We start from the raw sequence: 11,612 nt of genomic DNA, 5'->3' as shown, positions 1-11,612 counted from the left end.
TAATACCCAAACCCCAGTATCTACAGATGCTGGGGTTTTTTATTGCCTGCGAAAAAGTGATGACGCCACGGGGACGGGGTGGTCATCTCCGGGAATCGCACCCTCATTTCCGGCATCCCAGTGATATACTCTCTTCATAAAGAACCAAATCTCTGAATGGAGCCTGCCAATGTCTGCCACCGATCACCTGGTCATCTTCGATACAACGCTCCGTGATGGTGAGCAAAGCCCTGGCGCCACCATGAACAAAGCGGAGAAACTCCGTATTGCCAAGGCGCTGGAAAGGCTTCGCGTTGACGTGATTGAAGCGGGCTTTGCGATTGCCAGCCAGGGTGATTTTGACGCAGTGAAATCGATCGCAGAGTCGATAACAGGCTCAACAGTTTGTAGTCTTGCCCGGGCTCTCGACAAAGACATTGATCGAGCCGCGGAGGCCATCAGGCCGGCCGAGCGCGGCAGGATTCATACCTTTATTGCCACCTCTCCAATCCACATGAAGCACAAGCTTCAGATGCAACCTGACGAAGTTGTTGAGCAGGCTGTCCGGGCCGTGAAGAGAGCTCGCAGTCACGTGGATGATGTGGAGTTTTCCTGCGAAGACGCCGGCCGTTCCGAGTTGGATTTCCTGTGTCGCATCATCGAGGCGGCGATAGATGCCGGAGCACGCACCATAAACATTCCGGATACAGTGGGCTACGCTATTCCGGAACAGTTTGGTGAAACCATTCGCCAGCTCCTGAATCGCATTCCCAATGCCGATAAGGCGATTTTCTCGGTGCATTGTCACAATGATTTGGGGCTGGCTGTGGCCAACTCCCTTGCGGCAGTTTCCCAGGGGGCCCGCCAGGTAGAATGCACCATAAATGGTTTGGGTGAGCGTGCCGGTAACGCTGCACTGGAAGAGATCGTGATGGCCGTTCGTACCCGCCAGGACCTGTTTCATATCGATACCCGAATCGAAGCGCAGCATATTGTTCCGGCGTCGCGTCTGGTCTCGACCATCACCGGCTTCCCGGTTCAGCCCAATAAAGCCATTGTTGGCGCCAATGCTTTCGCCCATGAGTCCGGCATTCATCAGGATGGTGTCCTCAAGCATCGTGAGACCTATGAAATCATGCGTGCCCAGGATGTGGGCTGGCACACCAACAGTCTGGTGCTGGGCAAGCACTCCGGCCGAAATGCCTTCCGCACGCGGTTGCTTGAGTTGGGTATCCAGTTTGAAACCGAGACAGAACTTAATGAGGCGTTCACCCGGTTCAAAGCGCTTGCGGACCTCAAGCACGAAATTTTCGATGAAGACTTGCAGGCGATCGCCAGTGATACCCGCCAGAAAGAGGAAGATGGCCGTTACGGTCTGGTCTGCATGCAAGTCTGTTCGGAGACTGGAGTGGTTCCCAGGGCGAATCTGACCCTGACGGTGGACGGTAAGGAGCATAAGGTGGAAGCTGAAGGTAGCGGCCCGGTAGATGCCACGTTCCAGGCCATTGAGTCCCTGGTGGACTCGGGATGTAACCTCCAGCTATATTCCGTCAATAATATTACCAGTGGTACTGACGCCCAGGGTGAGGTAACGGTGCGTCTTGAGCGCGGGGGCCGGATCGTTAATGGCGTGGGTGCTGACACCGACATCATTATCGCGTCTGCCAAGGCCTACATTGAAGCCCTTAATCTGATCAGCAAAGGTGGCATTCGGCAACATCCACAGGTGGCGGATGTCTGAAGTTTTACAACTGCTTGGAAACCACAGGCGAGCTCAATGATTAGGTCAGAAGCAGAGCGACAGTTCTACCTGGGAGCGGCGGGCATCCGTGTGTGGTATGCCCGGCACCCGCTGCCTGGTGCGGCGCCGAGTCCGGAATTCGAATTCCCGGAGGAGACAGCTTCTGCAGAGGCTCCGCAAGGGATTTCTGATCCTGTCTTTCGTCCGGGCGAGGTTTCCGGAAAGACTGTCCGGCCAATACCGTCGGGCAGGGATCGCAATCAGGGCGCTTCACGAATTGCCGATCTACAGGCATTGATGGAGCGCGGTACCGAGGCTTTGGAGAAGCCTGCCTCTGAGCCTCCGGAGCAGAAATCTCCGGTGGACGCGGGCCAGGTTTCGCTGCAACCAGAACTGGAGGATGAAGTCGCCGCACGGGTTCCAACGAGCCCTGTCGTCAATGTAAACCTGATGCTCTGGGCCGGCGATCATGTGGCCCTGATTGCCGCTGTATCGGCTGAAGCCAGTATCCGGCTTCAGGAAACCCTGGCGGTGAACATTCTCAAGAGTATGGGTGAACAGGGGCCCCGGGTTATGGGCCAGGTGCGCTGGCCCGTGTTCAATAATCTCCTGGTTCCCGGAAATTCTACCGGGGACCTAGTTGAGGTGATGCGCAATGTTCTGTCCAGGCTGGATCACCAGAAAGTGGTTGTACTGGGAGGCGAGGCCGAGACCGGAAAAGATTGGCTGACAAAGGCCCTCGGGCGCGAGGTGGCGGTTAGTTTCCAGTACTCTCTCGCTGAACTAGCCAGTGATCCCGCCATGAAGCGTTCGCTATGGCATCAACTCAAGGCTATGGCTGGCCGCTGATGTCCTGTCCAGAGGCATACCAGAGCGTGATGGAGGCAGATCTTCTGTTTCGGCCGTTGGTGCCACAGGACCTTCCCTCAGTATTGGACATTGAGCTTCAGGGCTACTCTCATCCGTGGAGCGAGGCGGTATTCCTCGACTGCTTCAAGGACAGTTATCATCTTTGGGCCGCCTGCCGTGCCGAATCGCTTGTGGGATACGCTGTTGTCGCCTACATGGTCGACGAGGCGCACCTCCTGAATATCTGCATGCACCCCCGAGTCCGTGGCAAGGGTATTGGCCGACAGCTTCTAAGGCATGTGTTGGCGGCCGCGTCCCGTGAAGGCATGTCACAGCTTTTGCTGGAAGTTAGAGCCAGCAACGAATCCGCCATAGCTCTTTATGAAGATGAAGGTTTCAGGGAAATAGGGCGTCGCCCCGGGTACTACCCTTCAGCCAATGGCCGCGAGGATGCGCGAGTGATGGTTCTCCGGTTCAGCCAGTGAGCGACATTGCTTGTGTTCGCGTAACAGCTGGTTAAGCCCTATAATAGCCGCCTTTTCCAGTACATCAGATTCAGGTTGCTCTTTGACTATGTCTAACCTTTCCCAGGAAGTGGCCAAGCGCCGCACCTTCGCGATCATCTCGCACCCGGACGCCGGTAAAACCACCATTACCGAGAAGGTCCTGTTGTTCGGCCAGGCGATACAGAAGGCCGGGACCGTCAAGGGAAAGAAGTCCGGCCAGCATGCCAAGTCGGACTGGATGGAGATGGAGAAAGAGCGCGGTATTTCCGTGACCACATCGGTCATGCAGTTTCCCTATGGTGGCAAGCTGGTTAACCTGCTGGATACGCCTGGTCACGAGGACTTTTCTGAAGACACGTATCGTACCCTGACTGCGGTCGATTCCTGCCTGATGGTGATCGACAGTGCCAAGGGTGTCGAGGAACGGACCATCAAGCTGATGGAGGTAACGCGTTTGCGTGACACCCCCATCATCACCTTCATGAACAAGCTGGACCGGGATACCCGGGATCCGGTGGAGTTGATGGACGAAGTTGAGGACGTTCTGAAAATTGCCTGCGCGCCAATTACCTGGCCGATCGGAATGGGCAAGAGCTTCAAGGGTGTCTACCACCTGCTTCGGGATGAGGTGGTTCTTTATCAATCCGGTCAGGGCCACACCATTCAGGAAAGACGGGTTATCGCAGGGCTGGATAATCCGGAGCTGGAGCAGGCGATTGGGGCTTACGCGAAAGACTTGCGGGATGAAATCGAATTGGTCAAGGGCGCTTCCCATCAATTTGACCAGGAAGCCTTTCTCGCTGGTCAGCTGACACCGGTTTTCTTTGGTACCGCATTGGGCAACTTCGGCGTAGATCACATGCTTGATGGCCTGGTGGAATGGGCACCGGAGCCCCAGCCCCGGGAAACAGACAAGAGACTTGTGCAGCCGGACGAAGCCGGTTTTTCGGGGTTCGTGTTCAAGATCCAGGCAAACATGGACCCCCAGCATCGTGACCGTGTGGCGTTCCTCCGTATCGTGTCCGGCAACTACAGTCAGGGCATGAAGGCTAGGCATGTACGGATCGGTAAGGAAGTGCGTTTCTCCGACGCACTGACTTTTATGGCCGGTGATCGAGAACACGCTGAAGCGGCTTTTGCTGGCGACATTATCGGCCTGCACAATCACGGTACCATTCAGTTGGGCGATACCTTCACTGCCGGCGAAGACATGAAATTTACCGGGATTCCGAATTTCGCCCCGGAACTGTTCCGTCGTATCCGCCTCAAGGACCCCCTCAAGGCCAAACAGCTCCAGAAGGGGTTGATTCAGCTATCCGAAGAGGGTGCCGTCCAGGTCTTCAGACCGCTTCGCAATAACGATCTTATTGTCGGTGCGGTAGGTGTGTTGCAGTTTGATGTGGTGGTCAGTCGTCTGAAGAGTGAGTACAAGGTCGAGGCTGTCTACGAGCCGATCAATGTGTCCACCGCCCGCTGGGTGACCTGCAGCGATGAGCGCAAGCTCGATGAGTTCCAGCGCAAGAATAACGACAATCTGGCGCTCGATGGCGGCGACCGGCTGGCCTATATTGCCCCGACCATGGTAAACCTGAATCTGGCCCAGGAGCGGTACCCCGACATCCAGTTCCACAAGACCCGGGAGCACTGAGCGCGCCGGGGCGGAGGTGACTTTGCAGCTGATCGACGCCCACTGCCATTTCGATTTTCCGCAGTTTGACGGCCGCCGCGAGACGGAGCTTGAGCAGGCTCGTTCGCACGGTGTAAGCGGTTTGGTCATACCGGGCGTACGCCGACCGGACTGGGGCAGGGTTCGGCAAACAGCATTGGCCCATGACGGTCTGTTTTACTGCCTGGGGATTCACCCCTGGTTTGTGGATGAACATTCAGAGGAAGACCTCGTTGCGCTTGAACAGTTGCTAACGAGTAGGCCTGAACGTTGTGTGGCGATCGGAGAGTGTGGGCTGGACCGGCTACGGGGTAGTCTCGAGGCTCAATGGCCCTGGTTTGAGGCTCAGGTAACTCTGGCCTCCGAATTGAATATGCCGCTGGTTATTCACTCGGTTAAAACCCATGATGAGGTGCATGGCCTGCTCAATCGCAAGCAGTGGGGCGGTCGGGCCCTGATTCACGGTTTTTCCGGAAGCTTTCAGCAGGCCGAAAAACTGGTCGGTCTGGGCTGTTTTATCGGGGTTGGAGGAGTGATTACCCATCCCCTGGCACGCAAGACCCGCGATGCCATTGCAAGGCTGCCACCTGAATCCCTGGTGCTCGAGACAGATGCACCGGATATGGCTCCTGAAGGCGTCCGGCCGGGGCAGAATTCTCCGGTCTATCTTCCGCAAATTCTGGATACTCTAGCGGAAATCCGGGGGGTGGAGCCGGAAGCGCTGGCGCGGGTGCTAAAACGCAATGTGTCGAGATTATATGGGTGGCCTGCGGCCGGTATAGGGGAATAACGAAACAGTACGACACAGGGTTGGATTTCCCGGGAGCTTCGAGTATACTTCGCGCCCTGGCTTTTCAAGGCGATGTCACTATCTCAGCCCCGAATAGTGTCACTGCCGACTAACTAACAGGTATAGAAACCCCTCCGGATGCGAAGCATTTACCGGTGTGGTTTTTAACGTTTCTTATATAGCGTTCAAGGCGGAATCAATGAAGACTCTGAGTGCGAAACCAGAAACAGTAAAGCGTGACTGGTACGTTGTAGACGCAGCCGGCAAGACGCTGGGTCGTCTGTCAACCGAAATCGCCCGTCGTCTGCGGGGCAAGCATAAGCCTGAGTACACCCCCCATGTAGACACTGGCGATTACATTGTTGTGATCAATGCGAGCCAGGTGCGGGTGACTGGCAACAAGGCATCTGACAAGATGTACTATAGTCACACCGGCTTTCCGGGTGGAATCAAATCCATCAACTTCGAGAAGCTGGTCGACAAGGCGCCCGAGCAAATTATTCAGAAGTCTGTCAAAGGCATGCTTCCGAAGGGTCCGCTCGGCCGCGCCATGTTCAAGAAGCTGAAAGTCTATGCCAGCGCTGAGCATCCTCACGCAGCCCAGCAGCCCAAAGAACTCGACATTTAACGGAAGGCGGATATGTCTGTAGCACAAAATTACGGTACTGGTCGCCGCAAGACATCCACGGCTCGAGTCTTTATCAAGCCGGGAAGCGGTAACATTTCCATCAACGGTCGCTCTATCGAAGATTTCTTCGGTCGTGAGACTCTTCGAATGATCGTTCGTCAGCCGCTTGTGGTTGCTGACTCTACCGATCGTTTCGATCTCAATATCACCGTCAAGGGTGGTGGTATCAGTGGCCAGGCTGGCGCTATTCGCCACGGCCTGACCCGTGCGCTGATGGATTATGACGAAACTCTGCGCCCAGCTCTGCGCAAAGCGGGTTATGTTACCCGTGATGCTCGTGAGGTTGAGCGTAAGAAAGTGGGTCTGCGCAAGGCGCGTAAGCGTCCTCAGTACTCCAAGCGTTAATATTGTTGGAGCAGATCCTGGAAACCCGGCCCCTTCGGTCGGGTTTTTTTATGTTCGGATGATTTGCCAGCAAATTGATCTGGAACAGGGATGAGGCGCCAGTCGCGGCTTTCCGACTTGTAAGCCCCTGGTAATTTCATTACCATTTGGGCGCTTATATTTTTGGGTTGTGAAGTCCTTTTAGATGCACATTGCCGGCTGTGTTGCGGGCTGTGACATCGCCTGATGGGAGAAAACCATAATGAGTAATGGCGACGTGAGCCAAGGCCGGCGCCGGTTTCTGATCGGTGCTACGTCTGTGGTGGGTGGAGTCGGCGTCGTCGGTGCGGCCGTCCCTTTCGTGGCATCCTGGAATCCCAGTGCCAAAGCGGAAGCAGCCGGTGCACCGGTAACCGTCAATATCAGCAAGATTGAGCCGGGTCAGCAGATTACGGTCGAGTGGCGGGGTAAACCGGTCTGGATCATCCGCCGTACCGAACAGATGCTGGCAAACATCGAGAAGCTGAACGAGGAAGTGAAAGATCCGAACTCGGAAGCCCCTCAGCAGCCACCGTATATCGACGGCATCTACCGGGCCCTGAAGCCGGAAGTTGCAGTTCTTGTCGGTCTTTGTACCCATTTGGGATGTGTTCCGTCCTATCGCCCGGAACTGGCCCCGGAAGATTTGGGTGAAGATTGGCTGGGCGGTCTGTTTTGTCCGTGTCACGGTTCCAAGTACGATCTCGCCGGCCGGGTTTATGATGCGCAGCCTGCTCCCCTGAACCTTGAGGTGCCGCCTTATCGTTACGACGATGACGTGACCTTAACGATTGGTCTTGATCCGGAGGCAGCGTAATGCAGAAGCTAATTAACTGGGTAGACGAACGTCTGCCGATCGTTGAGGCCTGGAACAAGCACCTGGCCAAGTATTACGCGCCGAAGAACTTCAACGTGTGGTACTTCTTTGGTTCCCTGGCCATGCTGGTGTTGGTTAACCAGCTGGTTACAGGTATCTGGCTGACCATGAGTTATAACCCCTCCGCGGAGGGTGCGTTTGCCTCCGTTGAGTACATCATGCGTGATGTCCAGTGGGGCTGGCTGCTGCGCTATCTGCACTCTACCGGTGCATCGGCTTTCTTCATTGTGGTCTACCTCCACATGTTCCGGGGTCTGATGTATGGCTCCTATCAGAAACCCCGAGAGCTGATCTGGATCTTCGGCATGCTGATCTACCTGGTGCTGATGGCCGAAGCCTTCATGGGCTACCTACTGCCTTGGGGGCAGATGTCCTACTGGGGTGCCCAGGTAATCGTTAACCTGTTTGGTGCTATCCCGGTGATCGGTGAAGACCTGTCTCTGTGGATTCGTGGCGATTACCTCATTTCAGGCATCACCCTGAACCGGTTCTTCGCTTTGCATGTGGTGGCACTGCCGATCGTGCTGTTGGGCCTGGTAGTGCTTCATATCCTGGCGCTCCACGAGGTGGGGTCAAATAACCCTGACGGTATCGACATCAAGAAGAATAAAGATGAAAACGGCATTCCGAAAGATGGCATTCCGTTCCATCCCTACTACAGCGTGCACGATTTGGTGGGTGTCGCGGTATTCTTCTTCATCTTCTTTATTGTCGTGTTCTTCTTCCCGGAAATGGGGGGGCTGTTCCTTGAAAAGCCTAACTTCCAGCCAGCTAACCCCTTGCAAACGCCAGCGCACATTGCGCCGGTGTGGTATTTCACGCCTTTCTACGCCATGTTGCGTGCGGTAACGGTGGATCTTTTCGGCTTGCCTGCGAAGTTCTGGGGTGTGGTCGTGATGGGTGGCGCCATTGCCATTCTCTTCGTCCTTCCCTGGCTGGACAGAAGTCCGGTTCGCTCCATTCGCTACAAGGGCTGGCTGAGCAAGATCGCTCTTGCGGTTTTTGCGGTGAGCTTTGTTGTGCTTGGCTACCTTGGCCTTGTACCGGCGACCGCGGGGCGTACTACCGTGGCCCAGATCCTGACGGCGGTATATTTCCTCTACTTCATTCTGATGCCGTTTTACACGCGCATGGAGAAAACCAAGCCAGTACCAGAGAGGGTGACAGGATAATGAGAAAGCTGATTTTTGGTCTTTTCATCGCATTCCTGCCAGCTCTCGGGCTGGCGGCCGGTGCAGCGGTTCATCTGGACCCGTTCGAGGCAGATCACTCTGATAAAGCGTCTCTCCAGCGTGGTGCGGCTACGTTCACCAACTACTGCATGGGGTGTCACTCCATGGAGTATGCCCGCTACAAGCGGGTTGCCGATGACCTGGAGATTCCGGTCCCGTTGTACGAGGAGAATCTGATCTTTACAGGCGCCAAAATCGGCGAGCTGATGAAGAACTCCATGGATAAGGATATGGCCGCCGGCTGGTTTGGTGCGCCGCCGCCCGATCTGACCCTGGAGACCCGTCTGCGTGGTGAAGCCTGGGTGTATTCTTACCTTCGTGGTTTCTACAAGGATGAGACGCGCCCACTTGGTGTCAACAACGTTGTGTTCCCGGCGGTAGGTATGCCACACGTGATGGTTGAGCTTCAGGGCCTCTGTGCTGTGGCGCCGAACATCGGTGTTGAGGCCAGTGTTGAGCCGCTCAGTGGCAACATCAATAATGCCGATGTCTGTCCTGAATACGCGATTGAGGGCAGCATGACAGGGGCCGAGTTTGATCAGGCCATGTACGACCTGACCAACTTCATGTCCTACATGGCCGATCCGGTCAAACTGGAGCGTGAGCGCTTGGGGATTTTTGTTCTGATCTTTGTTGCCATCTTCTTTGTGTTCGCTTACCTGCTCAATCGTGAGTACTGGAAGGACGTACACTGAGAAATAGGGTATAATCTCACCCCCTGAGTTCCAGCGGGCAATAACCGGCCCGCTGGATTTTTGCGTTTTTTCAGGATCATTTCGGTTTGTTTACTCGTGAGGTAGTTCTATGGGCGTTGTGACCAAGCGGTCATCAATGACGTTTTTCTCGGATCCGGCCAGCCATTACAGCCACAGGGTGCGTATCGTTCTGGCAGAGAAGGGTGTTACCGTTGATATTGTTGATGTGGACCCGGATAACCCGCCGGCCGAACTGGCCGACCTGAACCCATACAACGCCCTGCCGACACTGGTGGATCGTGATTTGGTGCTTTATGAGCCTAATATCATGATGGAGTACCTTGACGAGCGTTTTCCTCACCCACCGTTATTGCCGGTTTATCCGGTCGCCCGAGCCAACAGCCGGCTGATGATCCATCGCATCCAGAAAGACTGGTGTGGCCTGGTTGACCAGATTCTGGCCCAGCCAAACGCCAAGGCCTCCGAGACGGCTCGCAAGGAGCTGCGGGAAAGCCTGTTGGCGACAGCGCCGCTGTTCGCTGAAATGCCTTACTTCCTGTCCGAAGAATTTACCATTGTGGATTGCTGCATTGCGCCGATTCTGTGGCGTCTTCCGGCACTGGGCATTGATCTCAATGATAAGCAGGCCAAGCCACTGCAGAAATATATGGACAGTATCTTCAGCCGGGAAGGTTTCAAGGCAAGCCTGTCTGATCTGGAAGAAGACATTCGCAGCTGATTTGGAAAAGTTCCGCTGGCCGGAGCAGGAGAGTGGCAGTGGCCGAGAGCAAAAACACCATGACGTCCAGCCGTCCGTACCTGGTACGTGCTTTCAATGAGTGGATTCTGGACAATGACTGTACACCCTACATTGTGGTGGACGCAGGCATTCAGGGTGTGCAGGTGCCGACTGAGCATGTGGCGAACGGGCAGATTGTTCTGAACATCAGTTCGGGCGCCGTTCGTGGTTTGGTTATTGGAAATGGTGCGCTGGAGTTCAGTGCCCGCTTCGGAGGTGTGCCCATGCAGGTGTTCATACCTCTGCAGGCTGTTATGGCGATCTACGCGAAGGAAAACGGTGAAGGTATGGTGTTCGGCAGTGAGCCTGGCTCGCCGGACCCTGATGGCACCACTCGTGAGCGCGACGGAGAGCAGTCTGCCTCTGGACAGGAGGAGCGGCCCTCAGGAAGGCCGACGCTCAAGGTGGTTAAATAACTGCTTTTCCCGTTCCAGAAAGCCAGCGTAAGCTGGCTTTTTTTATCCCCCGAAAAGCTTGCCGTCGATCAGTCCGCATAGCGCATTAATGATTAACAGTAGCAGCGGTGTCGCCTCAGTCGGGCTCAGGTTGTTGAGCGCGATCTCGTGGTCCTCGGGATGCATCAGTGAGGTAATATCGGATTTCTCCCTGGCACTGAGGACAACGACGCTCATTTCCCGGTCATGGGCAGCCTGTATAGCCTGAATGAGGTTGGCTTTGTGGCCGTCGTCAACGACCACAAGAAGAAGGTCTCCGGGCTTGCCGATGGCTCTGACCTGGCGGGAGAAGGTGTCGTTGAACCGGTTATCCCGACAGATGGCGGAGTAGGTGGTGGCGTCTGCCCCGAGGTTAATGGCTGGTAGAGCGGGCCGGTCCTGTTCAAACCTGTTAAGAAGTGAGGTGCAGAAATACTGGGCCAGTATATTGGCGTTGCCATTGGCGCAGGTGATGATTTTTCCGTCCTGGAGCAGGGTCGCTACGAAGGCGTCTGCAACATCCTCAATGGCAGGGCCTGCGGTGCTTGCCGCCTGGGCGGTATGCTCCATATGGCTTGCGAACCACTGGTTAATCTGGTGTTCGGTGTCGGTCATCGTCAGTATCACTATCCTGCCAGAATTGCATTCCTGATCCATTGTACCCGGTATTTTTTGACGGTACCCGGGCTGATCGCAACCACATCAATTCGTGAGATGCTATTCCAGAGCCCATGCCTGTGCAGATAAAACGAAACCGCCTTTAACAGTCGCTTCTGTTTTGGGTAATTGATGGAGCTTGCGGGGTCGACGAGGCTGCCGGGCCCGCGATACCGGACTTCAAAGAACACCAGTGTGTCGCCATCCCGGCCGATCAGATCTATCTCACCGCCGCGATTATAAACGTTACGCTCCACAATCCGGACGCCGCGACTGGCAAGGTAGCGAGCTGCCACGCCTTCGAAGTGATTTCCCAGGGTTTTTGTGCCATCCATG

Annotated in this window: 14 protein-coding genes; 12 read left to right on the top strand and 2 right to left on the bottom strand. The window is 55.5% G+C overall.

All coding sequences use genetic code 11. The features are described from left to right. Nucleotides 1–169 precede the first annotated feature (169 nt). The 12 genes from CLH62_RS17595 (at nucleotide 170) to CLH62_RS17540 (ending at nucleotide 10,601) form a co-directional block, all read left to right on the top strand. Nucleotides 170–1,720: a 2-isopropylmalate synthase gene (locus CLH62_RS17595; protein ID WP_099619475.1), complete on the top strand. Its 1,551-nt coding sequence runs from the start codon at nucleotides 170–172 to the stop codon at nucleotides 1,718–1,720. Nucleotides 1,721–1,756: 36 nt separating this feature from the next. Next, on the top strand, nucleotides 1,757–2,569 hold the full coding sequence (locus CLH62_RS17590; RefSeq protein WP_099619474.1) for a 2-isopropylmalate synthase: 813 nt from the start codon (nucleotides 1,757–1,759) through the stop codon (nucleotides 2,567–2,569). Beyond that, complete coding sequence (gene rimI, locus CLH62_RS17585) at nucleotides 2,569–3,054, top strand: ribosomal protein S18-alanine N-acetyltransferase (RefSeq protein WP_099619473.1); 486 nt, start codon at nucleotides 2,569–2,571, stop codon at nucleotides 3,052–3,054. Before CLH62_RS17590 ends, rimI begins: the two co-directional genes overlap by 1 nt. Nucleotides 3,055–3,142: 88 nt before the next feature. Beyond that, on the top strand, nucleotides 3,143–4,723 hold the full coding sequence (gene prfC, locus CLH62_RS17580) for a peptide chain release factor 3 (protein ID WP_099619472.1): 1,581 nt from the start codon (nucleotides 3,143–3,145) through the stop codon (nucleotides 4,721–4,723). Between the two features lie 22 nt (nucleotides 4,724–4,745). Continuing rightward, nucleotides 4,746–5,531: a TatD family hydrolase gene (locus tag CLH62_RS17575; protein WP_099619471.1), complete on the top strand. Its 786-nt coding sequence runs from the start codon at nucleotides 4,746–4,748 to the stop codon at nucleotides 5,529–5,531. 199 nt (nucleotides 5,532–5,730) lie between these two features. Then, a complete protein-coding gene (rplM, locus tag CLH62_RS17570) occupies nucleotides 5,731–6,159 on the top strand; it encodes a 50S ribosomal protein L13 (protein ID WP_099619470.1) in 429 nt (142 codons plus the stop codon). A 12-nt stretch (nucleotides 6,160–6,171) separates the two neighbouring features. Next, entirely contained in the window at nucleotides 6,172–6,564 is a 393-nt protein-coding gene (rpsI, locus tag CLH62_RS17565) for a 30S ribosomal protein S9 (protein WP_099619469.1), read from the top strand. Between the two features lie 241 nt (nucleotides 6,565–6,805). Then, a complete protein-coding gene (gene petA / locus CLH62_RS17560) occupies nucleotides 6,806–7,399 on the top strand; it encodes a ubiquinol-cytochrome c reductase iron-sulfur subunit (protein WP_099619468.1) in 594 nt (197 codons plus the stop codon). Further along, nucleotides 7,399–8,631 (top strand): cytochrome b, encoded by a 1,233-nt coding sequence (locus CLH62_RS17555; RefSeq protein WP_099619467.1) that lies wholly within the window; start codon nucleotides 7,399–7,401, stop codon nucleotides 8,629–8,631. Before petA ends, CLH62_RS17555 begins: the two co-directional genes overlap by 1 nt. Further along, the gene (locus CLH62_RS17550) at nucleotides 8,631–9,386 is read left to right on the top strand and encodes a cytochrome c1 (RefSeq protein ID WP_099619466.1); all 756 of its coding nucleotides are present in this window, start codon (nucleotides 8,631–8,633) and stop codon (nucleotides 9,384–9,386) included. The genes CLH62_RS17555 and CLH62_RS17550 overlap by 1 nt, the downstream gene beginning before the upstream one ends. Before the next feature lie 109 nt (nucleotides 9,387–9,495). After that, on the top strand, nucleotides 9,496–10,125 hold the full coding sequence (locus tag CLH62_RS17545) for a glutathione S-transferase N-terminal domain-containing protein (RefSeq protein ID WP_099619465.1): 630 nt from the start codon (nucleotides 9,496–9,498) through the stop codon (nucleotides 10,123–10,125). A gap of 59 nt (nucleotides 10,126–10,184) precedes the next feature. Further along, entirely contained in the window at nucleotides 10,185–10,601 is a 417-nt protein-coding gene (locus tag CLH62_RS17540) for a ClpXP protease specificity-enhancing factor (RefSeq protein WP_228152896.1), read from the top strand. Nucleotides 10,602–10,643: 42 nt separating this feature from the next. On the opposite strand, the gene CLH62_RS17535 is transcribed toward CLH62_RS17540, so the two are convergent. Then, nucleotides 10,644–11,234 (bottom strand): SIS domain-containing protein, encoded by a 591-nt coding sequence (locus CLH62_RS17535; protein WP_099619463.1) that lies wholly within the window; start codon nucleotides 11,232–11,234, stop codon nucleotides 10,644–10,646. An 11-nt stretch (nucleotides 11,235–11,245) separates the two neighbouring features. Then, nucleotides 11,246–11,611 (bottom strand): YraN family protein, encoded by a 366-nt coding sequence (locus CLH62_RS17530; RefSeq protein ID WP_099619462.1) that lies wholly within the window; start codon nucleotides 11,609–11,611, stop codon nucleotides 11,246–11,248. Between the last annotated feature and the right edge of the window lies 1 nt (nucleotide 11,612).

Origin of the sequence: Marinobacter guineae (assembly GCF_002744735.1) — a bacterium.
Classification (GTDB): domain Bacteria; phylum Pseudomonadota; class Gammaproteobacteria; order Pseudomonadales; family Oleiphilaceae; genus Marinobacter; species Marinobacter guineae.
The sequence above is the reverse complement of the archived record's forward strand: the minus strand, read 5'-3'. Positions and strand labels throughout refer to the sequence as shown.